22 protein-coding genes are annotated in these 22,874 nt (G+C 73.2%); 10 read left to right on the forward strand and 12 right to left on the reverse strand.

Features of this window, described 5'->3' with window-relative positions; translation table 11 throughout:
* Positions 1-1,556, reverse strand: a 1,556-nt coding sequence (gene guaB / locus F8279_RS21640; RefSeq protein WP_151500889.1) for an IMP dehydrogenase, incomplete at its 3' end; no start/stop codon positions are given.
* 197 nt (positions 1,557-1,753) lie between these two features.
* Between guaB and F8279_RS21645 the strand changes: the two genes are divergently transcribed.
* Complete coding sequence (locus F8279_RS21645) at positions 1,754-2,158, forward strand: DUF5319 domain-containing protein (protein WP_091426236.1); 405 nt, start codon at positions 1,754-1,756, stop codon at positions 2,156-2,158.
* A 12-nt stretch (positions 2,159-2,170) separates the two neighbouring features.
* On the opposite strand, the gene F8279_RS21650 is transcribed toward F8279_RS21645, so the two are convergent.
* Positions 2,171-2,989 (reverse strand): response regulator transcription factor, encoded by an 819-nt coding sequence (locus tag F8279_RS21650; RefSeq protein ID WP_091426239.1) that lies wholly within the window; start codon positions 2,987-2,989, stop codon positions 2,171-2,173.
* 252 nt (positions 2,990-3,241) lie between these two features.
* Here F8279_RS21650 and F8279_RS21655 point away from each other — a divergent pair, with 252 nt between their 5' ends.
* The gene (locus F8279_RS21655) at positions 3,242-3,625 is read left to right on the forward strand and encodes a WhiB family transcriptional regulator (protein WP_091426735.1); all 384 of its coding nucleotides are present in this window, start codon (positions 3,242-3,244) and stop codon (positions 3,623-3,625) included.
* A 77-nt stretch (positions 3,626-3,702) separates the two neighbouring features.
* Here the strand turns inward: F8279_RS21655 and F8279_RS21660 are convergent, their stop codons facing one another.
* From F8279_RS21660 to groES, 3 genes are all read right to left on the reverse strand, one after another.
* Positions 3,703-5,385, reverse strand: a complete 1,683-nt coding sequence (locus F8279_RS21660) for a sulfite oxidase (protein WP_091426241.1) — start codon at positions 5,383-5,385, stop codon at positions 3,703-3,705.
* 124 nt (positions 5,386-5,509) lie between these two features.
* Entirely contained in the window at positions 5,510-7,153 is a 1,644-nt protein-coding gene (gene groL / locus F8279_RS21665; RefSeq protein WP_091426243.1) for a chaperonin GroEL, read from the reverse strand.
* A gap of 70 nt (positions 7,154-7,223) precedes the next feature.
* Entirely contained in the window at positions 7,224-7,538 is a 315-nt protein-coding gene (gene groES / locus F8279_RS21670) for a co-chaperone GroES (RefSeq protein WP_018222648.1), read from the reverse strand.
* A 254-nt stretch (positions 7,539-7,792) separates the two neighbouring features.
* On the opposite strand from groES, the gene F8279_RS21675 reads away from it, so the two are divergent.
* The 7 genes from F8279_RS21675 to F8279_RS21705 all read left to right on the forward strand — a co-directional run bounded on the left by F8279_RS21675 (position 7,793) and on the right by F8279_RS21705 (position 15,040).
* The gene (locus F8279_RS21675; protein WP_151500890.1) at positions 7,793-8,992 is read left to right on the forward strand and encodes a methyltransferase domain-containing protein; all 1,200 of its coding nucleotides are present in this window, start codon (positions 7,793-7,795) and stop codon (positions 8,990-8,992) included.
* A 55-nt stretch (positions 8,993-9,047) separates the two neighbouring features.
* Positions 9,048-9,527, forward strand: coding sequence for a Cys-tRNA(Pro) deacylase (gene ybaK / locus F8279_RS21680; protein ID WP_151500891.1), 480 nt, complete (start codon positions 9,048-9,050; stop codon positions 9,525-9,527).
* 203 nt (positions 9,528-9,730) lie between these two features.
* Positions 9,731-10,834 (forward strand): sugar ABC transporter substrate-binding protein, encoded by a 1,104-nt coding sequence (locus F8279_RS21685; RefSeq protein WP_091426248.1) that lies wholly within the window; start codon positions 9,731-9,733, stop codon positions 10,832-10,834.
* Positions 10,835-10,937: 103 nt separating this feature from the next.
* A complete protein-coding gene (locus F8279_RS21690; RefSeq protein ID WP_091426249.1) occupies positions 10,938-11,747 on the forward strand; it encodes an ATP-binding cassette domain-containing protein in 810 nt (269 codons plus the stop codon).
* Positions 11,744-13,003, forward strand: a complete 1,260-nt coding sequence (locus F8279_RS21695; RefSeq protein ID WP_091426253.1) for a sugar ABC transporter permease — start codon at positions 11,744-11,746, stop codon at positions 13,001-13,003. Before F8279_RS21690 ends, F8279_RS21695 begins: the two co-directional genes overlap by 4 nt.
* Before the next feature lie 29 nt (positions 13,004-13,032).
* A complete protein-coding gene (locus tag F8279_RS21700; protein ID WP_091426256.1) occupies positions 13,033-14,208 on the forward strand; it encodes an ROK family protein in 1,176 nt (391 codons plus the stop codon).
* A gap of 94 nt (positions 14,209-14,302) precedes the next feature.
* Positions 14,303-15,040 carry a DUF4142 domain-containing protein gene (locus F8279_RS21705; protein ID WP_091426259.1) on the forward strand — a complete coding sequence of 246 codons (738 nt, stop codon included), beginning with the start codon at positions 14,303-14,305 and terminating at the stop codon, positions 15,038-15,040.
* 51 nt (positions 15,041-15,091) lie between these two features.
* On the opposite strand, the gene F8279_RS21710 is transcribed toward F8279_RS21705, so the two are convergent.
* The 6 genes from F8279_RS21710 to tsaB form a co-directional block, all read right to left on the reverse strand.
* A complete protein-coding gene (locus tag F8279_RS21710) occupies positions 15,092-16,861 on the reverse strand; it encodes an ABC transporter ATP-binding protein (protein ID WP_151500892.1) in 1,770 nt (589 codons plus the stop codon).
* Positions 16,858-18,564, reverse strand: coding sequence for an ABC transporter ATP-binding protein (locus F8279_RS21715; protein ID WP_151500893.1), 1,707 nt, complete (start codon positions 18,562-18,564; stop codon positions 16,858-16,860). Before F8279_RS21715 ends, F8279_RS21710 begins: the two co-directional genes overlap by 4 nt.
* Before the next feature lie 70 nt (positions 18,565-18,634).
* Positions 18,635-18,889, reverse strand: a complete 255-nt coding sequence (locus tag F8279_RS21720) for a hypothetical protein (RefSeq protein ID WP_091426737.1) — start codon at positions 18,887-18,889, stop codon at positions 18,635-18,637.
* 17 nt (positions 18,890-18,906) lie between these two features.
* On the reverse strand, positions 18,907-19,953 hold the full coding sequence (gene tsaD / locus F8279_RS21725) for a tRNA (adenosine(37)-N6)-threonylcarbamoyltransferase complex transferase subunit TsaD (RefSeq protein WP_151500894.1): 1,047 nt from the start codon (positions 19,951-19,953) through the stop codon (positions 18,907-18,909).
* A 5-nt stretch (positions 19,954-19,958) separates the two neighbouring features.
* Complete coding sequence (gene rimI / locus F8279_RS21730; protein ID WP_151500895.1) at positions 19,959-20,402, reverse strand: ribosomal protein S18-alanine N-acetyltransferase; 444 nt, start codon at positions 20,400-20,402, stop codon at positions 19,959-19,961.
* Positions 20,399-21,076 carry a tRNA (adenosine(37)-N6)-threonylcarbamoyltransferase complex dimerization subunit type 1 TsaB gene (tsaB, locus tag F8279_RS21735; RefSeq protein ID WP_151500896.1) on the reverse strand — a complete coding sequence of 226 codons (678 nt, stop codon included), beginning with the start codon at positions 21,074-21,076 and terminating at the stop codon, positions 20,399-20,401. The genes rimI and tsaB overlap by 4 nt, the downstream gene beginning before the upstream one ends.
* A 182-nt stretch (positions 21,077-21,258) precedes the next feature.
* Between tsaB and F8279_RS21740 the strand changes: the two genes are divergently transcribed.
* The gene (locus F8279_RS21740; RefSeq protein WP_151500897.1) at positions 21,259-21,984 is read left to right on the forward strand and encodes a helix-turn-helix transcriptional regulator; all 726 of its coding nucleotides are present in this window, start codon (positions 21,259-21,261) and stop codon (positions 21,982-21,984) included.
* Here F8279_RS21740 and ung read toward each other — a convergent pair.
* On the reverse strand, positions 21,973-22,671 hold the full coding sequence (ung, locus tag F8279_RS21745; RefSeq protein WP_091426740.1) for a uracil-DNA glycosylase: 699 nt from the start codon (positions 22,669-22,671) through the stop codon (positions 21,973-21,975). The two genes, F8279_RS21740 and ung, sit on opposite strands and share 12 nt — an antisense overlap.
* Positions 22,672-22,874: the final 203 nt, after the last annotated feature.

Below are 22,874 nucleotides of genomic sequence, written 5' to 3' on the forward strand. Positions count from 1 at the left end.
GAGTGGTAGTTGGGCGCCTCGACGGTCATCTGGATGTCGTGCGGGTGGCTCTCCTTGAGCCCGGCCGCGGTGATCCGGATGAGCTGGCCACGCCGGTGCAGCTCCGGGATGCTCTCCGCGCCCACGTACCCCATCGCGGCGCGCAGCCCGCCGGTGAGCTGGTGGGCGACCGCGGACAGCGGCCCCCGGTAGGGCACCTGGCCCTCGACGCCCTCCGGGACCAGCTTGTCCTCGGCGAGCACGTCCTGCTGGAAGTAGCGGTCCTTGGAGTAGGACTTGCCCTGGCCGCGCGACTGCATGGCGCCGAGCGAGCCCATCCCCCGGTACGCCTTGTACTGCTTGCCGTTGATGAAGATCAGCTCGCCGGGGCTCTCCTCGCAGCCGGCCAGCAGGCTGCCGAGCATCACCGTGTCGGCACCGGCCACCAGGGCCTTGGCGATGTCGCCGGAGTATTGAATGCCGCCGTCACCGATCACCGGCACGCCGGCCGGGCGGGCGGCGCGGGCCGCCTCCATGATCGCGGTGATCTGCGGTACGCCCACGCCGGCCACGATCCGGGTGGTGCAGATGGCGCCCGGGCCGACACCCACCTTCACGCCGTCCGCGCCGGCCTCGACGAGCGCCTTCGCCCCGGCGTACGTGGCGATGTTGCCGCCCACGATGTCGATGCTGACGTCCCGCTTGAGCCGGGCCACCATCTCCAGCACGGCCCGCTGGTGACCGTGCGCGGTGTCCACGATGACGACGTCCACCCCGGCGTCGACGAGCGCGCGGGCCCGCTTGTAGCCGTCCTCGCCCACGCCGACCGCGGCGGCGACCCGGAGCCGGCCCGCGTCGTCCTTGGTGGCGTTCGGGTACTGCTCGCTCTTGGTGAAGTCCTTCACCGTGATCAGGCCGCGCAGCTTGCCGCCCGCGTCCACGATCGGCAGCTTCTCGATCTTGTGCTGGCGCAGCAGGCCGAGCGCGTCGTCCTTGCTCACGCCGACCGGCGCGGTGATCAGCGGGGTGCGGGTCATGATCTCGCGCACCGGCGTGGCCGGGTCGGAGACGAACCGCATGTCGCGGTTGGTGACGATGCCGACCAGCTGGCCCTGCCCGTCCACCACCGGCACGCCGGAGATGCGGTAACGCCCGCAGAGCGCGTCGACCTCGCGCAGCGTGTCCTCCGGGCTGGCGGTCACCGGGTTGGTGATCATGCCGGACTCGGAGCGCTTCACCAGATCGACCTGGAGCGCCTGGTCCTCGACGGAGAGGTTGCGGTGCAGCACGCCGATGCCGCCCTGGCGGGCCATGGCGATCGCCATCCGCCCCTCGGTGACCGTGTCCATCGCGCTGGACAGCAGCGGCACGGTCAGCTCGATGTTGCGGGTGAGGCGGGTGCGGGTGTTGACGCGGCTGGGCACGACGTCCGACTCGCCCGGCTGGAGCAGCACGTCGTCGAAGGTCAGCCCGAGCGGCACCACCCGGGCCGAACCGGCCGGCAGCTCGGGCAGATGGCCACCCAGCTCCCCGCCGTCGGTGCCGGCCGGGATCTCGGTGCTGGGCGAATTCTCCACGATTGCTCCCCTGAGCTGGTCGATCGGGCTGCAGCGAGGCGGCGCGCGGGGGCACCGGCAGGCGCCTGGTGACGGCGCGTCGCCTCATCGTACCCACTGGCCCGTCCCGGCCCGGGCAGCGGCGGGCCCGAGGGTAGGCCGGGCCACAGCACGGGCTGGGGCGGGCTTTCCGGCGGCTCGGGGTCTACGGTGAGGGGGTGCACGACGAGCCCATCGACCCGTTCAACGGCGACCCGGCCGATCCGGCTGCCGGCCTGCACGACCCCGGCGACGACGACGCGCTCGACCCGCTGACCGAGGTCGAGCGCCAGGACGTCCTGGAGGATCTCGCCGACCTGGAGATCTACCAGGCGTTGCTCCAGCCGATCGGCGTGCGCGGCCTGGTGATCGAGTGCGAGGACTGCCGCGAGCCGCACTACTTCGACTGGGACCTGCTCCGCGGCAACCTGCGTCACCTGCTCAACTCGGGGCGTCCCCGGGTGCACGAGCCGGCCTACGACCCCGACCCGGACCACTACGTGAGCTGGGACTACGCCCGCGGCTACGCCGACGGCGTGCACGACACGCTCACCGAGGGCACCGACGACTCCGCCCCGGAGTGACTCCCGCCCGGGTCAGGCGACCAGGCCCGCCCGGAATCCGGCCGCCACGGCGTGCGCCCGGTCGCGCGCGCCGAGCTTGCGGAACAGCCGCCGGGCGTGCGTCTTGACCGTGTCCTCGGACACGAACAGCTCCCGCCCGATCTCCGCGTTGCTCTTGCCCTCGGCCATGCCGAGCAGCACCTGAAGCTCCCGCTCGGTCAGCCCGATCGCGCTGCGCGGCGTCCGCGCCGGCCGCTGGGCCGTACCGGGCCGGGGCGCCTCCGCGCCGTCGGCCGCCGCCGGGTCGTCCGGGTCCTCACCCCGCTGCACCGGCACCACTGTGGGCAGGCCCGCGGCATCCACCGGCGCTGTCGCCGGCCAGCCGGGCCCACCCTGGGTACGCCCCGGCGCCGCCGACCGGGTCGGCCCGCCCACCGCCGCCGCGTCCCGAGCGGTGTCCGCCACCCGGTGCCTGTTGCTCCGGCCGGGGGCGGAGAGCAGCAGCAGCGCCTTGGCGACCGCGCTGGTCAGGTCGTGGTCGGCGTTCTGGATCAGGCCGCGCGCCCCGGCGCTGATGGTGGCCGCCGCCGACTCCGACTCCTCGGCGCCGAGCAGCAGCACCGCCGCCTGCGGGGCGCGAGCGAGCACCCGCCGGACGAAGCCGGCGCTGTCCGGGCGGGTCAGCGCGGTGTCGGCGAGCACCACGTCCACCGGACGCTCGGCGAGCCGCAACATCACCTCCGGATCGGAGACGGCCGTCCGGACGACGCCGGACAGCCCGAGCCGCGCCGCCGCGGAGGTCAGATGCTGGGCCGCCAATGGTGTCCGAACGCACACAAGAACACTACGCACGGTGGTCTCCTCTCCGACTCAGAGCAGACCATGCGGAGGTGGGCTCGGGAGGGGGTTCCGGGCAATCATCCGAACTTTTCCGACAGATGGGGCATATGCCGCCGAGTGTCCGAGGTTTTCGATCACAGATGTGTGAGGCGCGGACCGCTCGGGTACCGAGGGGTTCATCCGGAACCGGCATCCCGCGCGGACCGCCGCCCGGTAGCTGGCAACGAACATTCTCCGCGGTGCCGCGCGGGAGGAGGGGTGCTGATGTCGAACGTACGTAGGCTGCCTGGACCGATCGACGAGCTCTGGGACTGGCAGCGGCTCGGAGCCTGCCGTGGCCGCGACAGCGCGCAGTTCTTCCACCCGGACGGTGAGCGCGGCTCCTCCCGGCTGCGCCGCGAGATGGGCGCCAAGTCCGTCTGCCGCGCCTGCCCGGTACGCGCCGAGTGCGCCGCGCACGCGCTCTCCGTGCGCGAGCCGTACGGCGTCTGGGGCGGCTTCAGCGAGTCCGAGCGGCTGCGGCTGCTCGCGCTCGGCTGGGAGGACCTGGCCGACCGCCGGCAGACCCGGGTGGACATCGCCCGGCTGGAGACCCGCCTCGGCCGGCCGCACAACACCGCCGTGCCGGACCAGCGCAAGGTCGCCTGACCCGGTCCACTGATCTCCGACGCCGCGCCCCGACCCTCGGGGCGCGGCGTCGTCACGTCGCACCCCGGGTCGGCGGGTCAGCCGACTGTGACCCGCACCGTGTGCCAGCCGGTCGCGCCGTCGGGGGCGACCGGGGCGCGCTGTTCCGTCTGCGTCTCGCCCGTCGTGTCGGTCGCCCGGACCTGGAGCGTGTGCTCGCCCGGCGTCGCGTCCCACCGCCAGGACCACTGAACCCAGGTGTCAGCCGACACCGCCGGGGCCGGCGTCGCCTCCTGCCAGGGGCCGCCGTCGACGCGTACCTCGACGCGGCGGATGCCACGATGCTGCGCCCACGCCACACCCGCCACCGTCACCGGGCCGGCGGCCGGGCGGCTGCGAGGCCGGGGCGTGTCGATCCGGGACTGCGTCTTGATCGGTCCCTGCGCGGACCAGCCGCGCGGCACCCAGTACGCGTCGAAGTCGGCGAAGCTCGTCAGCTCCAGCTCGGTGAGCCACTTGCAGGCCGACACGTACCCGTAGAGGCCGGGCACCACCATCCGCACCGGGAAGCCGTGCTGGATCGGCAGCGGCTCGCCGTTCATGCCGACCGCGAGCAGCGCGTCCCGCCCGTCGCGCAGCACCGAGGTGGGCGTACCGCAGGTCCAGCCGTCGACCGCGCGGCCGACCACCTGGTCCGCGCCGTCCTCCGGTCCGGCCTCGTCCAGCAGCTCCTTGATCGGCACGCCGAGCCAGCGGGCGTTGCCGATCAGGTCGCCGCCCACCTCGTTGGAGACGCAGGCGAGCGTCACGTACCGCTCGACCATCGGGCGGGCCAGCAGGTCGTCGAAGCTCAGCTCGATCGGGTTGCGCACCCGCCCGTGGATGCGCAGCCGCCAGGTCGCCGGGTCCACCTGCGGCACCACGAGCGCGGTGTCGATCCGGTAGAACTCCCGGTTCGGCGTGACGTACGGCGCGAGCCGGGGCAGCGACAGGTCCGCTCCGGCCGGCACCTGCGGTGCGGGCGCGGCCGGGGCGGGCAGCGTCACCGCCTCCCGGGCCGCTGACACGCCACGCCGGCCGGCCAGCCAGTGCCCGCCCAGCCCGGCCACCGCCGCCGCGCCGGTCAGCAGGCCGGCGCCACGCAGGAAACGCCGCCGCGACTCCGCGTCGTCGTCGTGCCGGACCGGCTCCCAGCCGCCGGGGCTCTCCCCCTCGCGGGCAAGCGCGGCGACCGCCGGGGGCGGGGCGGACGGCTGCGTGGCGCGAGGTGCCCGATCGCCGCCTGCCGGGTCGGTCCCGCCGCGCTCGGCCGGATCGGTCCCGGCCCGCTCCCGGCGTCCCGGATCAGGGCTCAGTGGTCCGGCCACGAAGGCCCGGAGCGTCAGCGCGCCGAGCCCGCCGCCGACCAGGGAGGGCAGCGCGTCGAACGCGTTCGCGCCGGCCCGGGTCAGCGCGGCGGCGACGCCGAGCGCTGTGAACGCGGCGATGCCGGCCAGGCCGACCACCAGCCGCCGGGCCGCCGCCAGGCCGAGCAGCGCCCCGAACGCGGCCAGCAGCAGCGCCGTCCCGACCAGCAGGGCGACCTTGTCGTACGTGCCGAAGACGTCGATGGCGAACTGCTTGAGCGGCTCGGGGACCAGGTCGACGACGAGTCCGCCGACGGCGACGAGCGGAGCGGACCGGGGACCGGTCAGGACCGCCACGGGTTCGGCGGTGCCGAGTGCCACCACGGTGGCGACGACACCGGCCGTCGCCGCGCGGCGGCGGGAGAGGGTGCTCACGGCGTCCAGTCTGGTCGACCCGCCGGGCCGGCTGCCAATGTCGTCAGCGTTCCGTAAGCAGATACGCGTCGGGGCACACCACCTGGTCGGCGGTGTGCCCCGACGTCGGGACGTACTCCTCGGGTCAGAAGCCCGGGCCGTGCTGGTGGCCGTGGCCGTGCGAGTGGCCGTGCCCACCGGCGGCGGGCTCCGGCTCGGCCGGCTTCTCCACCACGAGGCTCTCGGTGGTGAGCAGCAGGCCGGCGATCGAGGCGGCGTTGCTGACCGCGTTGCGGGTCACCTTCACCGGGTCGATGATGCCGGACTTGGCCAGGTCGACGTACTCGCCGGTGGCGGCGTCGAGGCCGTGGCCCCAGTCCTGGGCGACGACCTTCTGCACCACCACGTAGCCGTCGTGGCCGGCGTTCTGGGCGATCCAGCGCAGCGGCTCGACGAGCGCCTTGCGCACGATCGAGACGCCGACCTTCTCCTCACCGGTGAAGCCCAGGTCGTCGTCGAGCACCGGCAGGATCTGGGCCAGGGCGGCGCCGCCACCCGGGACCGTACCCTCCTCGACCGCGGCCTTGGTCGCGGCGATGGCGTCCTCGATGCGGTGCTTGCGCTCCTTCATCTCGACCTCGGTGGCCGCGCCGACCTTGATCACGGCGATGCCGCCGGAGAGCTTCGCCAGCCGCTCGGCCAGCTTCTCCCGGTCCCACTCGGAGTCGGAGGCCTCGATCTCCTTGCGGATCTGCGCGACCCGGTCGGCGACCTCGGAGGCCTGCCCGCCACCGTCGACGACCGTGGTGTTCTCCTTGTCGACCACGACGCGGCGGGCGGTGCCCAGCACCTCCAGGCCCACCTGGTCGAGCTTGTAGCCCAGCTCCGGGGCGACCAGCTCGGCGCCGGTCAGGATCGCCATGTCCTGGAGCATCGCCTTGCGGCGGTCGCCGAAGCCGGGGGCCTTGACGGCGCAGACCTTGACGGTCTTGCGGAGCGCGTTGACCACCAGCGTGGACAGGGCCTGCCCCTCGACGTCCTCGGCGACGATGAGCAGCGGCTTGTTGTTCTGGAGAACCTTCTCCAGCAGCGGCAGCAGCTCCTCGATCGCCGAGATCTTCTGGGTGGTGATCAGGATGTACGGGTCCTCCAGGACCGCCTCCTGCGCCTCCAGGTCGGTGACGAAGTTCGGCGAGATGAAGCCCTTGTCGAACTGGAGGCCCTCGGTCACCTCCAGCTCGGTGGTGAGCGCGGAGCCCTCCTCGACGGTGATGACGCCGTCGCGGCCGACCTTCTCCATCGCCTCGGCGATCAGCTCGCCGATGGCGGCGTCCTGCGCGGAGACGGTCGCGACGTGCGCGATCGACTCCTTGCCGGCGACCTCGACGGCCTTGCCGAGCAGCGCCTCGGAGACCTTGGCGGCCGCCGCGTCGATGCCCCGCTTCAGGCCGGTCGGGTTGGTGCCGGCGGCCACGTTGCGCAGGCCCTCGCGGACCATGGCCTGGGCCAGCACGGTGGCGGTGGTGGTCCCGTCGCCGGCGACGTCGTTGGTCTTGGTCGCCACCTCCTTGACCAGCTGCGCGCCGAGGTTCTCGTACGGGTTGGTGAGCTCGATCTCCTTGGCGATGGTCACGCCGTCGTTGGTGATCGTGGGCGCACCGAACTTCTTGTCCAGGACGACGTTGCGCCCGCGCGGGCCGAGGGTGACCTTGACCGCGTCCGCGAGGGCGTTGACACCGTGCTCGAGCAGGTGCCGGGCGTCGTCCGAGAAGCTGAGGATCTTCGCCATCAGTATCCCTTCGAAGCGACGTTGCCCCGGCCCGGCGAGCCGGACCGGGGCAACGACACTGATCGGTTGCTTACTTCTCGATGACCGCGAGGACGTCGCGGGCGGAGAGCACCAGGTACTCCTCGCCGGCGTACTTGACCTCGGTGCCGCCGTACTTCGAGTAGAGGACGGTGTCGCCGACCTTCACGTCGATCGGCACGCGGTTGCCCTTGTCGTCGATCCGGCCCGGGCCCACAGCGAGGACGGTGCCCTCCTGCGGCTTCTCCTTGGCGGTGTCGGGGATCACGATGCCCGAGGCGGTGGTGGTCTCGGCCTCGTTCGCCTGGACCACGATGCGGTCCTCGAGCGGCTTGATCGCAACCTTGGTCGCGGTAGTCACGGGCATACCCTCCCGGGTACTTGGTGTCGTTGCCGGCCGGCACGCCGACCAGCGTCAATCTGCCACATGCCACCGGGCGGGGCCGTCGTCGCGGGTGCCGGTCCGCCTGGCGCTCAACCCCCGGGCACGAGGCTCGGGTGTTGGCACCCTCAGGGTGAGAGTGCTAATCGCAGGTTATTCCTCGGCTAGCACTCCGTCAAGGAGAGTGCCAACGCGTCGCCCTCCGTGTCGCGCCGGAACCGGGCCGGGAGAATGAGCGCGTGGATCTCGACCAGCTCGCCGCGCTGCGTACCCCCGAGGGGTCGGCGGCGCTCGCCGCGGCCGGGCGGGTGGCCGGCGGCGACCCGCTGGCGGCGGCCGCCGCGCTGCGCTCGGGCGGGATCCCGGGCGACCTCGCCGCCGCCGCGCTGACCCAGGCGGAACTGCGCCGCCGGGCGGCCGGCAAGTTCGGCGCGGCGGCGGCCGGGATGTTCCTCACCCGGGCAGGGCTGGAGCAGGCCACCCGCCGCGCGGTCGCCGCCCGGCGCGCGGCGCGGCTGCGCGCCGCGGGCGTGACCACGCTGGCCGACCTGGGGTGCGGCCTGGGGGCCGACGCGCTCGCCGCGGCCCGCGCCGGCATCCGGGTGTACGCGGTGGAGGCCGACCCGGTGACCGCCGCGATGGCCGCCGCGAACGCCGAGGCGGCCGGGCTCGCGGATCTGGTGACGGTGGAGTGCGGTGACGCCACGGCGTTCGACGTGACCGGGGTGGACGCGGTGTTCTGCGATCCGGCCCGGCGGCGGGCCGGCACCGGGCGGCGCGTCTTCGACCCGAACGCCTACTCGCCACCGTGGGACTTCGTCACCGGCCTGGCCGCGCGCGTGCCGCGCACGGTGGTGAAGGTTGCGCCCGGACTGGACCACGCGCTGATCCCGGCCGGCGCCGAGGCGGAGTGGGTGAGCGTGGACGGCGACCTGGTCGAGGCGGCGCTGTGGTGCGGCGAGCTGGCCGAGGTCCCGCGCCGTGCCACGGTGCTGCGGGAGCGCGACGACGCGGTCTCGCTCCTCGCCGGCACGGGCGCGCAGGAGGCGCCGGTGGGACCGGTCCGGCGGTTCCTCTACGACCCGGATCCGGCGGTGGTGCGCGCGCACCTGGTCGCCGAACTGGCCGCTGGCCTCGACGCCACGCTCGCCGACCCGTCGATCGCCTACCTGTACGCCGACGAGGCCCGGCCCACCCCGTTCGCCCGCTGCCTGGAGATCACCGACGTGCTGCCGTTCTCGCTGAAACGGCTGCGCACCCTGCTGCGGGAGCGGCGGGTCGGCCGGGTCGAGATCCGCAAGCGCGGGTCGGCGCTGGAGCCGGAGAAGCTGCGCCGCGACCTGCGGCTGTCCGGCGACGAGGCGGCCGGTCTGGCGCTGACCCGGGTGGCCGGCGCTCCCACGGTGCTCGTCTGCCGGCCGGTTCCGGCCGGCGGCTGACCCCGGCGCGCGGTTTCGGCTCGCGGTCGGCCGACGGCCGGGCTAGCTTGAGCCCGTGGCGGGCCCTGGCACTCCGGCGATCGCGTTGCTGAGCAAGCGGAAGATCGCGCACAGCACCCACACCTACGACGTCTCGCCGGACGCGCCGAACTACGGCGCGCTCGTGGCGACCGCGCTCGGCGTGGCGCCGGAGCGCGTGTTCAAGTCGCTCGTCACCGAGGTCGACGGCGGGCTGACCGTGGCGGTGGTGCCGGTGACCGGCGAGCTGGACCTGAAGGCGCTCGCCGCCGCAGCGGGTGGCAAGCGGGCCACGATGGCGGACCGGACGACCGCCGAGCGGGCGACCGGATACGTCCGCGGCGGCATCAGCCCGCTCGGGCAGCGCAAGCGGCTACCGACGGTCATCGACGTCTCCGCGCTGGCGCACCCGACCGTGTACGTCTCGGCGGGTCGCCGGGGGTTGCAGGTGCAGCTCGCGCCGACGGATCTGGTGACGCTCACCGGGGCGACGACGGCATCGATCGCCGCCACCTGAGCGGGTCGTGACGGTACGTGTGGGAGCGTTCCCGGAACGCGCTCTCCCGGCGGTGTCCCGCGGGTGACAACCGCGTTGCTGAATTGTTACCGCCGCCAACAAACTTCTGACCTCGGCAGTCTTGCGGCGCATGGGAGACGGGGAATACGTTGCCGGACACAACAAAACATCACCACTCCCCCACCTCCGAAAGGACCCTGCACATGCGCAAGGGCTTCCTCACCTTCGCGGCCGTCGGTCTCCTCGCGACCGGCAGCATGGCCGCATGCGGTGACAACGGCGGTTCTTCCGACGAGGCCGGCGGCTCCAACGCCAAGAAGCCGAAGATCGGCGTGATCCTGCCGGACAGCAAGTCCTCCGCCCGCTGGGAGGGCGCGGACCGCAAGTACCTGGAGGCGGCGTTCAAGGCCGCCGGCGTCGACTACACGATCCAGAACGCCCAGGGCGACAAGTCCGCCTTCTCCACCATCGCCGACGGCATGCTGACCAGCGGCGTCACCGCCCTCATGATCGTCAACCTCGACTCGGGCACCGGCAAGGCCGTGCTGGAGAAGGCCAAGTCGCAGGGCGTCGCGACCATCGACTACGACCGGCTGACCCTGGGCGGCTCCGCCCAGTACTACGTCAGCTTCGACAACGAGGCGGTCGGCAAGCTCCAGGGCGAGGGCCTCAGCAAGTGCCTGACCGACAAGGGCGCGCAGAAGCCGGTCGTCGCCTACCTGAACGGCTCCCAGACCGACAACAACGCCACCCTGTTCAAGAACGGCTACGACTCGATCCTCAAGCCGAAGTTCGACTCCGGTGACTACACGAAGGGCCCGGACCAGAACGTCCCGGACTGGGACAACGCGCAGGCCGGCGTGATCTTCGAGCAGATGCTCACCCAGCAGAAGGGCAAGATCGACGGCGTGCTCGCCGCCAACGACGGCCTGGGCAACGCAGCCATCTCGGTGCTGAAGAAGAACCAGCTCAACGGCAAGGTGCCGGTGACCGGCCAGGACGCCACCGTCCAGGGCCTGCAGAACATCCTCGCCGGTGACCAGTGCATGACCGTCTACAAGGCGGTCAAGAAGGAGGCGGACGCCGCCGCCGACCTGGCCATCGCCCTCGCAAAGGGCGAGCGGAAGGACACCGGCCAGACGGTCAAGGACCCGGAGGGCAACCGGGACGTCCCGTCCGTGCTGCTGGAGCCCAAGGCCATCTACAAGGACAACGTCAAGGACGTGGTGGCCGACGGCTACGTCACCAAGGAAGAGCTCTGCACCGGTGCGTTCGCCAAGCTCTGCACCGACGCCGGCGTGAGCTGACCCACCCGCCTCAGGCGGCGCCGCCCGGCACGGGGAGACCCGTGCCGGGCGGCGCCCGCGCCGGACGGGATCCGAGACCTCCCTCCGCCCAAAGGAGAACCCCGTGTCCGCAACCCCCCTGCTGGAGCTACGCGGGATCGACAAGAGCTTCGGCCCCGTCCAGGTGCTGCGTGACGTCGCCTTCGCCGCGCACCCCGGCGAGGTGACGGCGCTCGTCGGCGACAACGGCGCCGGCAAGTCGACCCTGGTCAAGTGCATCAGCGGCATCCACCCCACCGACGCCGGCGAGTTCCTCTTCGACGGCAAGCCGGTCAGCATCAACAGCCCCCGCGACGCCGCCGACCTCGGAATCGAGGTCGTCTACCAGGACCTCGCGCTCTGCGACAACCTCGACATCGTGCAGAACATGTTCCTCGGCCGGGAGAAGCGCAGCGGCATCGTGCTCGACGAGCCGACCATGGAGCAGATGGCCGCCGAGACGCTCGCCGGCCTGAGCGTGCGCACCGTGAAGTCGCTGCGCCAGCACGTGGCCAGCCTCTCCGGCGGCCAGCGGCAGACGGTGGCCATCGCCAAGGCCGTGCTCTGGAACAGCAGGCTCGTCATCCTGGACGAGCCGACCGCCGCGCTCGGCGTCGCGCAGACCGCCCAGGTGCTGGAGCTGGTGCGCCGGCTGGCCGACAACGGCCTGGCCGTGGTGCTCATCTCGCACAACATGAACGACGTCTTCGCCGTCTCCGACCGGATCGCCGCGCTCTACCTCGGCCAGATGGTCGCCCAGGTGAAGACCAGCGACATCACCCACTCGCAGGTGGTCGAGCTGATCACCGCGGGCCGTTCCGGCAACCTCGGTCTCTCCACCGACCCCGGCAACGGCACCGAATCCGCCGACGCAACCTCGGGAGCGCTCCGATGACCGCCACCGCCGTGAAGAAGGAAGGACCGGCCGCCGTCACGCCCGCACACACCGTCGGCGACCACGTCCGCAACTACCTCGCCCGGGTACGCGGCGGTGACCTGGGCGCCCTGCCCGCGGTCATCGGCCTCGTAGTGCTCTGCGTGGTGTTCACCATCGTGCGCCCGGTCTTCTTCTCCGCGGGGAACTTCGCCAACCTCTTCACCCAGGGTGCCGCGGTCACCGTGATCGCCATGGGGCTGATCTTCGTGCTCCTGCTCGGCGAGATCGACCTCTCCGCCGGCTTCGCCAGCGGCGTCTGCGCCGGAATCCTGGCGAACGTGGTCAGCGTGCTCGGCTACCCCTGGTACGTCGCCGTCCTCGCGGCCCTGGTCACCGGTGTGCTGATCGGCCTGATCCTCGGATTCCTGGTCGCGAAGGTGGGCATCCCGTCCTTCGTGGTGACCCTGGCCGGCTTCCTCGCCTTCCAGGGCGTGGTGCTGCTGCTCATGAAGGAGGGCAGCAACATCTCGATCAGCGACGACGTGATCGTCGGCATCGAGAACGGCCGCATCGCGCCGGCCATCGGCTGGCTGCTCGCCGCCGTCGCGATCCTCGGCTACGCCGTCGTCCAGCTGCTGCGTCACCGCAACCGGATCTCCCGGGGACTGGTGACCGAACCGGCAGCCGTGATGGGCGCCCGGATCGGCGGGCTGGCGCTGCTGATCGTGCTCGCGGTCTACGTGCTCAACCAGGAGCGCAGCATCAACCCGCTGATCACCTCGAACAAGGGCATGCCGGTGGTCGTGCCGATCGTCGCGCTCCTCCTGGTGTTCTGGACATTCGTGCTCAACCGCACGGCCTACGGCCGTCACCTCTACGCGGTCGGCGGTAACGCCGAGGCGGCGCGACGGGCCGGCATCAACGTCGACCGGCTCAAGATCTCGGCCTTCGTGATCTGCTCGGGCATGGCGGCCGTCGGCGGCATCATCGCCGCGAGCCGGGACCGGTCGGTGGATCCCAACACCGGCGGCAGCAACGTGCTCCTCTACGCGGTCGGCGCGGCCGTCATCGGCGGCACGAGCCTTTTCGGGGGCAAAGGCCGCATGATCAACGCGGTGCTGGGCGGCGCGGTGGTGGCTGTCATCATCAACGGTATGGGACTGCTCGACCTCAGCTCCGGGCTGAAGTTCATCTTCACCGGCCTGGTGCTGCTCCTCGCCGCCGGCGTCGACGCGCTGTCCCGGCGACGTTCGGCCGCAACCGGTACCCGCTGATCCCGGTTATCGACACCATGGCAGTGGCAATGCGCGCGGGCCCCAGTCAGGACGAGATCCGTCGGCAGAACCTGGGCGCATTGCTCCGCTACGTACACGTTCACGGAGCCACCACCCGCGCCGAGCTGACCACCGCGCTCGGACTCAACCGCAGCACCATCGGCGCGCTGACCGCTGACCTGGCCGGCGCCGGTCTGGTCAGCGAGGGGACGCCGAAGGAGACCGGCCGGGCCGGACGACCGTCACTCGTCGTCCGGCCCGAGTCGGAGCGGGTCTACGCGTACGCGTACAGCGTCGAGGTGGACCGGCTGCGGGCCGCGCGGGTCGGACTCGGCGGCGAGGTGCTCGACCGCCGGGAGATGGACCGGCCGCGCAACCTGGTCGCCGGGGAGGCCGCCCCGCTGCTCGCCGGCGCGGTCAAGGAGATGCACCAGTCGGTGCCGCCGGACGCGATCTGCGTCGGCGCCGGGGTGGCGGTGTGCGGCATGGTCCGCCGGGAGGACGGGCTGGTCCGGCTCAGCCCCACAACCGGCTGGGTGGACGAGCCGATCGGTGCGGCGCTCGCCGTCGAGCTGGGAATAGACGTAACGATCACGGTGGGCAACGTGGCCGACGTGGCCGCGTACGCCGAGCACGCCCGCGGCGCGGCGGTCGGCTGCGACAACGTCATCTACATCTACGGAGACGTCGGCGTGGGCGCGGGCATCATCGCCGGAGGGCGGCGGCTGACCGGGCACGGCGGCTACGGCGGCGAGGTCGGCCACATGGTGGTGGTGCGCGACGGGGTGCGCTGCGACTGCGGCCGGCGCGGCTGCTGGGAGACCGAGATCGGTGAGCACGGGCTGCTGCGCGCCGCCGGCCGGTCCGAGGCACGCGGCCGGGACGCCCTGCTCGCCGTCTTCGACGCCGCCGACCGCGGCGACGCCCGCGCCCAGACCGCGGTACGGCAGGCCGGCGACTGGCTCGGCTTCGGCGTCGCGAACCTGGTGAACATCTTCAACCCGGAGATGGTCATCTTCGGCGGCACCATGCGCGACCTCTACCTGGCCTCCGCGGCGCAGGTGCGCAGCCGGCTCAACTCCAACGGGCTGCCCGCGTGCCTGGAGCACGTGCGGCTGCGTACCCCGAAGCTCGGTGACGACGCGGCGCTGATCGGCGCCGCCGAGCTGGCGTTCGAACGACTCCTCGCCGACCCGCTGAACTGATCGGCCCGCCGATCCGTACCAGTGTGCGGACGGCCGGCTTGCGCGGCCGTCCACGACCCCGCGTACCGGTCCGGACCGAGGAGGCACCGCAACCATGGCATCGCTGGAATCCGCACGCCGCAAGCTGGCGCACCGGGTGGTACTGCTGCTCGCCGCGCTGGGCGCGGGGATCGGCGTCATTCCCGGGACGGCGCAGGCCGCACCCAACCCCGGCGTGCAGATGAACGCCGCCGACATGACGCTGCTCAACGGCGTGCGGCTGGCCGGGCTGTGGGAGATGCCGGCCGGGCAGATGGCGGCCGAGAAGGGCCAGTCCGCCCGGGTACGCGAGGTCGGCGCGGAGATCGCCAAGCAGCACGCGGAGCTGGACCAGCTGGTGGTCGAGGCGGCCAACAAGCTCGGCGCCACCCTGCCGACGGATCCGACGGCCGAGCAGCAGGGATGGCTGACCGAAATGCGGAACGCCAACGGCGCCCGGTTCGACCAGATCTTCGTCACCCGGCTGCGGGTCGCCCACGGCAAGATCTTCCCGGTGATCGGCGCGGTACGCGCCAGCACCCGCGACCCGATCGTGCGCAAGCTGGCCGAGGACGCCAACAAGTTCGTCAACGACCACATGACCATGCTGGAGAGCACCGGGCTGGTGCGCTGGCAGCAGTTGCCGCCGGCCGCGTTGCCGCCCGCGCAGAGCGACTCGCTCGTCGCCGCCGCCCAGGCCAACGTGGGCAGCGGCGGTGGGCTCCAGGTCGGCACCGGGGTGGTGTGGGCGGTGTTCCTGATCGCGCTCGGCACCGGCGGGTACGCGACCTGGCGGCTGACCCGCCGCTCCTGACCCGGCCGTCGAGCGGGCCCCGGCACTCCTGCCGGGGCCCGTCGCGCGTCCTCAGCCGTGCCAGGAACGCCACAGCGCGGCGTACGAGCCACCGGCCGCGACCAGCTCGTCGTGTGATCCCAGCTCGGTGATGCGGCCGTCGGCGACCACCGCCACGCGGTCCGCGTCGTGCGCGGAGAAGAGCCGGTGCGCGATGGCGATGACGGTACGGCCCTGAAGCACCGCCGCCAACGATCGCTCCAGAGCCCGGGCCGCCCGCGGGTCGATCAGCGAGGTGGCCTCGTCCAGCACCAGCGTGTGCGGGTCGGCGAGCACCAGCCGGGCCAGCGCGAGCTGCTGCGCCTGCGCCGGGGTGAGCGGGTGTCCGCCCGCACCGACCGCCGTGTCGAGCCCGTCCGGCAGGGCCAGCGCCCAGTCCAGCGCGTCGACGGCGGCCAGCGCCGCGCGTACCCGCGCCGGGCCGGCGTCCGGCCGGACCATCGCCACGTTGTCGGCGAGGGTGCCGATGAACACGTGGTGCTCCTGACTGACGAGCGCGACATGGGTACGCAGCTCGGCCAGGGGCATTCCGGCCAGCGGCCGGCCGTCCACGGTCACCGTGCCGGCGCTCGGGGCGTGCACGCCGGCCAGCAGCCGGCCCAGCGTCGACTTGCCCGCCCCGGACGGGCCGACCATCGCCAGCCGTTCCCCCGGCCGGGGCTCCAGCGTCACGCCGTGCAGCACGTCGTGCCCCGGGCGGTACGCGTACCGGACGTCGTGCGCGGCGAGCCGGCCCGCGCCGCCCGCACTGCCCGGAGCGGCGGCGCGCTCGTCCGGCGTGGCGGATGCCCTGGCGCGCTCGTCCGGCTCGGCGGCCACCCCGAGCAGCCGGGCCAGCGACGCGCCGCCGACCTGGAACTCGTCCAGCCAGCCGAGCAGCCGCTCGATCGGGTCGGTGAGCTGCTGGGCGTAGAGCGTGGCGGCGGTGACCTGGCCGAGGCTGGCCCAGCCCTTCAGGTGGAACCAGCCGCCGATGAGCAGGGTCGCCACCATCGGCACCAGGTAGCCGAACTCGGCCACCGGCCAGAACACGGTCCGCAGGTGGAGCGTGTAGCGCTCGGCCGCGTACGACCGGCGGATGTCCGCGTCGCCGCGGGCCCGGCGGCGGGCCGCCTGGCGCAGCGCCTCGGTGGTCCGCGCCCCCTCGACCGTCTCGCTGATCCCGTCGGTGATGTCCGAGTAGGCGGCGTTCTCCCGCAGGTAGCCCTGGGGCGCGCGGCGCAGGTACCAGCGCGTGCCGGCCCACAGCACCGGCACCGCCAGCAGGCTGGGCAGCGCCAGCAGCGGGCCGGTCAGCACCAGCGCGCCGAGGATCAGCAGCACGGTCAGCGCCGCGATGAGCGTCTCCGGCCCGGCGAACCGGACCGTACGGGACAGCGCGGCGACGTCCCGCGAGGTGCGGGTGAGCAGGTCGCCGGTGCCGGCCCGCTCGACTGTGGCCAGCGGCAGCGCGAGCACCCGGTCGACGAACTCCTCCCGCAGCTCGGCGAGCACCCGCTCCCCGAGCCGGGCCGAGGCCAGGTGCGCGAAGCGGACCAGCACCGCCTGCACCACCACGAATGCGGCGATGGCCGCCACGACCCGGTCCACAGTCGTCGCGGCGACGCCCTGGGAGATCCCCTCCACCAGGTCGCCGAGCAGGCGCGGGGCGACGAGCCCGGCGCCCGCGGCGAGCGCGTGCAGACCGAGCGCGGCGGCCAGGCCACGCGGGTGACGGCGGATCAGCTCGCGCACGTACCGGCGGACCTGGGCGATGTCGGCGACGGGCAGCGCGTTGCTCATCGGTCCTCCTCCCGGCTCACCGTGGCGGCGTAACGCGGCTCGGCGGCGAGCAGTTCCTCGTGCCGGCCCTCGGCGACGACCTTGCCGTCCTCCACGAAGACCACGTGGTCGGCGTGGCCGAGCACCAGCGGGCTCGTGGTGCAGACGAGCGTGGTCCGGCCGTGGCGGGCCGGGCCGAGCCGTTCGGCGATGCGGGCCTCGGTGTGCGCGTCCACCGCGCTGGTCGGCTCGACCAGGATCAACGTCTCCGGGTCGGCGACGAGCGCTCGGGCCAGCCGCAGCCGTTGCCGCTGCCCGCCGGAGAACTCCCGGCCGCGTTCGGCGACCTCGCCGTCCAGGCCGCCGGGCAGCGCCTCGACGATGTCGGTGGCGCTCGCCGCGGCCAGCGCCGCCGCCACCGCGCCGGGCTCGGCCCGGTCGTGCGGGTCCAGCTCGGTGCGCAGCACGCCGCTGAACAGCTGCGCGTCGTTGTCGGCCACCAGGATCCGCTCCCGCACCGTCGCCAGCGCCACGTCCCGCAGCGGTACGCCGTGCAGCGTGACGTCCCCGTCGGCGTACCGGCCGAGCCGGTCGGCGATCTCGGTGGCGTCCTGCGGGGTGGCGGTGGCCAGCGCGGTGAGCCGGCCCGGTCGCAGCACCAGCCCGGAGCGTGCGTCGGCCAGCTCGCCCGGCCCGGCCGGCACCGGCACCGGGGTGGCCGGATCGGTGAACTCCGGTGCGAGCCGCAGCAACCGGACCACCCGGCGGGCCGCGACGTGTCCCCGGGTCAGCTTGTCGGCCGCCTCGGTGAGGTTGCGCAGCGGGCTGACCAGGAACGCGGTGTAGCCGTAGAACGAGACCAGCTCCCCGGCGCTGATCTCGCCGCGCAGCGCGAACCGGGCGCCGAGCCAGGTCACCAGCACCACGAAGACGCCGGGCACCAGGATCTGCGCGGCCTGCAACAGCGACTCGACCCGGGCCACCCGCAGCCCGTCCGCGCGCAACGCCTGGGACCGTTGCCGGTAGCGCTCGGACAGCACCGGCTCGCCGCCGACTCCGCGCAGCACGCGCAGGCCGGAGACGATGTCCGCGGCCCGGGCGGTAAGCCGGCCGGTCGAGTCCCGGTACGCGGCCTGCTGCCGGTGCAGGGGGCGGATCAGCAACGCCACGAGCGCCATCAGCAGCGGCACCCCGAGCACCACCACGAGGCCGAGCGGCTGGGAGGCGTTGAGCAGGATCACCGCGACGGTGACGATGCCGACCACCGAACCGACGCCGCGGGCGGTGATGTCGATGGCGCCGCCGATGTGCTCGATGTCGGCGGTGCCGATGCTCACCACCTCACCCGCCGCGACCCGCCGGGGCAGCGCGGCGCCGAGGCGGTTGGTGGCGTCCACCGTCACCTGGACGGTGCGGTAGGCGGCGCCGAGCCAGTTGTGCACCGCGCAGCGGTGGCGCAGGATCCCGGCGACGGCCTGCACCAGGCCCAGCCCGAGCAGGGCCAGACTCCAGCGCACCAGCGCGTCCGGGTCGCGTTGGGCCAGGCCGGCTTCCACGGCGCGGCCGAGCACGGCCGGCACCAGCGCCTGGGCCAGCATCCAGATCACGCCGAGCGCGAGACCGGCGCCGAAGATGACGGGGTGCCGCCCGGCGAGCCACACGAGGTATCGGGTGGCCGACCGCGCGTCGGGGGTGCCGGGATCGCCGGCCGGTGAGAAGCGCATGGCCCACCGACGCTAGGTGCCGGGGCGACCCGCGCGCCAACCAATTCCGGCCGTCGTGACGGCCGTCGCGTCAGCGGTCGACCTGGGTGAAGTCCCAGCTGTGCGGCGGGCGGGCGATCAGGCGAGCCGGCGGCTCCGGCAGCTCCCGGGGGTTGTTCCGCCACTTGGAGATGACCACGAGCCGGTGGTCGGTGGAGGAGAACACCTCGCTGGAGACGTGCATCGGGTCGTGCTCGAACTCGGGCAGCGCGGTCTCGCAGACCCAGGTGATCAGGTCGGCGAAGCCGTACGGCTCGGCCTTGGCCTCCCACATGCGGACGATCATGTCGGTCCCCTCCCCGCTCACACGCTGACCACTGTCAGCGGCATCGCCGAGTCGGCCGGCAGGTCCAGCCGGCTCGGCGCGACGCCCGCGACGACCAGGTGGGAGCCGAGCGCGGCCACCATCGCGCCGTTGTCCGTGCAGAGCTTCGGCCGGGGCGTACGCACCCGGATGCCGTGCCTGCCGGCCCGCTGCTCGGCCATCGCCCGCAGCCGCGAGTTGGCGGCCACGCCGCCGCCGATCACCAGCGTGTCGATGCCGCTGCTGCGGCAGGCGTCGATCGCCTTGCCGACGAGCACGTCGCAGACCGCCTCCTGGAAGGACGCGGCCACGTCGGCGACCGGGACCGGCTCACCGGCCCGCTGCCGCGCCTCCACCCACCGGGCCACCGCCGTCTTCAGGCCGGAGAAGGAGAAGTCGTACCGGTGCCCGGCCAGGTCCTTCGCGGCGGTCAGCCCGCGCGGGAAGGCGATCGCCGCCGGGTCACCGGCGCGCGCCTCCCGGTCGATGTACGGCCCACCGGGGAACGGCAGCCCGAGCAGCCGGGCCACCTTGTCGAACGCCTCCCCGGCCGCGTCGTCGATGGTCGCGCCGAGCGGCACCACGTCGCGGGCCAGGTCGTCGACGCGCAGCAGCGAGGAGTGCCCGCCGGAGACCAGCAGCGCGATTGCCGGCTCGGGCAACGGGCCGTGTTCGAGCGTGTCCACCGCGACGTGCGCGGCCAGGTGGTTCACGCCGTACACCGGCTTCTCCGCCGCCACCGCGTACCCCTTGGCGGCGGCGACCCCGACGAGCAGCGCGCCGGCCAGGCCCGGCCCGGAGGTCACGGCGATGGCGTCGATGTCGGCGATGGTGACGCCGGCTTCGCGCAGCGCCCGGTCCATGGTCGGCACGATGGCCTCCAGGTGGGCGCGGCTGGCCACCTCGGGCACCACGCCGCCGAACCGGGCGTGCTCCTCGACGCTGGAGGCGAGCGCGTCGGCGAGCAGCGTGTGCCCGCGCACGATGCCCACGCCGGTCTCGTCGCAGGAGGTCTCGATGCCGAGGACCAGGGGTTCGTCAGCCATGCGCGTCAGTCCTCGTTGCGCTGCATGACCAGCGCGTCGGTGTTGCTCGGTTGGTAGTAGCCGCGCCGTACGCCGATCGGTTCGAAGCCGTACGTGGCGTAGAGCCGTTGCGCCGGCGCGTTGTCCGCGGCGACCTCCAGCAGCGTGCTGCGGGCGCCGCGCCGGGCGGCCTCGGCGAGCAGCGCCTCCAGCAGCAGCCGGCCGATCCCCCGGCGCTGGGCGTCCCGGCGGACCGCGACGTTCTGCACCCACGCCTCGTCGGGCGGGGACACGGCCAGCCCGGCGTAGCCGAGCACGGCGCCGTCGTCGTCGGTGGCGACCAGGTAGAAGTGTCCGTTGGCGAGTTCGTTCCAGAACATCCCCGCCGACCACTTCTCGGCGCCGAAGAGGTCCGCCTCGATGGGCAGCACCTCGTCGATGTGCCACCAGCGGAACCGGCCCAGCCTCATGGCAGGACCGGCTTGTGGCCGGTGGCCGCGACCGCGTCCGGGCGACGCAGGTAGAGCGGGGTGAGCGTCTCGCCGGGCGCGCCCGCCCTGATCCGCGGCGCGGCGAGACGGGCCAGCGCCAGCGGGTCCGGGTAGCGCGGCTCGTCGCGCACCGGCAGCCCCAGCACGTCCGCATACCGGTGCGCGCCGTCGCCGACCGCGACGGTGACCGCCAGGTCGCGCGCCCGCTCCGCGACCACCGCCGGGGCCGCCACCTCCGGGCCGGCCAGGCGCTGACCGGCGCCGTCGTAGACGGCCCAGTAGATCTCCCGGCGCCGCGCGTCGCTCGCGGCCAGCACCGGCTCGCCGGCGGCCGCCGGGTGGCCGAGCCCGTCCAGCGAGCAGACGCCGTACGTGGGTACGCCGAGCACCTGACCCATGGTGGCGGCGGTGACCAGCCCGACCCGCAGCCCGGTGAACGGACCCGGGCCGAGGCCGGCGACGATCGCGGCCAGGTCGGCGGGTCGTACGCCGACGTCCGCCAGCACGGCGTCGACCTGCGGCGCGAGCAGCTCGCCGTGGGCGCGGGCGTCCACGGTGCACCGGGACGCGCGGAGCGCGACGCCGTCCGCCGAGACCTCGGCCAGGGCGGCGGTCACCGCGGGCGTCGAGGAGTCCACCACGAGTACGAGCACGGTAAGCCAGCCTAGCCGTCCGCCCCGCCCGCCCCGGGCACGCCCTCGGCACGCCCTCGCCGCTCGCCCGGTCACGGTGCGTAGCGCCCGGATCAAAGAGATGAGGTGAGAGCCTTATGCCTCTGGGTCATAAATATGACTCGGAGGCATAAGGCTGGGAAGAGGACTGCCACTCTCCGGAGATGACGGAGAGTCGCCTCGTTCGAGAGATCGCCCGGACCTTGCGGCGTGAACGCGAACAAGCAGGCCTTACCCAGCAGGCGCTCGCCGCCCGGTCCGGGCTCAGTCAGGCCGCCATCGCCCGGATCGAACGCGGCGACCGGCTGCCGAGCCTGACGACCGCGGAACGCCTGTTGGCCGCGCTCGGCCGACAACTGCGGATCGAGGTCGAGCCGCTGGACAGCCACCTGGACGCCGCGCTGGACGAGATGGCCGGAATGGTGCTTGCCGAGCGGATCGAAGTTCTCCGGCTGGACCGGATCATGGACGCCCTGGGCGACCTGCCGTACGTGCTGTCGGGCGGCACGGCGGCATTGCTACAGGGCGCGCCGCTGCCGGTGGACGCGGTCGAGATCGCGGTGCGCTGGCGGGACTCGCCGCAGTTCAGCGCGCTCCTCGATCGGATCTACGCGCAACGCTGGGACGCCCGATGGCAGGTGTGGGGCGGCATCCACACGGAGCCCGAGGAGCCGGGCGAGCACCGTTGGCTGACCCGCTACGGCGAGCTGCGGGCCCGGATGTGCGAGGAACTGCCCGAGCCCGTCGAGGTCCGCCTCGGTGAACGTACGTACCCGGTCGAGCCGCTGGTCGAGGTGGAGGTGACCGACCGGCGCACGGCCGAACTGCTCTCCCGGTACCGCCGGCGCCTCGCCGGGGCGGGCGAGGCGCCGGGCGGGTCAGCCGGCTGAACGCTCCCAGTCGACGGTGGGCAGCCCCGCGTCGGCAAGCGCCTTGTTGGCCGCGCTGAACGGGCGGCTGCCGAGGAAGCCGCGCGGGTTCATCGGGCTCGGGTGCCCGGCCTCCAGCACCACGTGCTGCGGGTTGGTCACGAGCGCCGCCTTCTTGCGTGCGTAGCCGCCCCACAGCAGGAAGACCACACGCTGGTCGAGCGCGTCGAGCGCCCGGATGGTGGCGTCGGTGAACTCCTCCCAGCCGCGGTTGGCGTGCGAGCCGGGCGTGGCCTGCCGGACCGTCAGCACCGAGTTGAGCAGCAGGACGCCCTGCGCGGCCCAGCCGTCGAGATTGCCGCTGCGTGGCTTCGGCACGCCCAGGTCCTCGCCCAGTTCCTTGAAGACGTTGCGCAGCGACGGCGGCACCGCGACCCCCTCGCGCACGCTGAAGCTCAGCCCGTGCGCCTGGCCCGCCTTGTGGTACGGGTCCTGCCCGAGGATCAGCACCCGGGTGTCGGCCGGGCCGCACAGCCGGTAGGCGGAGAAGAGGTCCTCCAGCGGCGGGAAGACGGTGGCGGTCGCGTACTCCCGGGCGACGAACTCGGCCAGCGCCGCGGTGCGCGCCGGGTCCAGGTGGGGGGTGAGCACGGCACGCCAGGCCTCCGGCAGCAGCGCCGGCAGGTCCAGGGTGGGGGCGTCGGGCATCGGCAACCTCTCCTCGTCGGTCGCCACCTTCTTACCAGCCGCGACCGACACTCCCGGGCGGCGGCGGAGCCGGGTACTGGACGAGAAAAGTTACCGGAGCGTAACCTACTGGCAAGTTACTTACGCCACACCGCCACTGCTAGCTTGCATCCACCATCATCGATGCTCGCTAGGAGTGCCCGTGAGCAGGAGAAACACCCGTC

The sequence above is a fragment of the Micromonospora sp. AMSO1212t genome (assembly GCF_008868145.1).
GTDB lineage: Bacteria > Actinomycetota > Actinomycetes > Mycobacteriales > Micromonosporaceae > Micromonospora > Micromonospora tulbaghiae.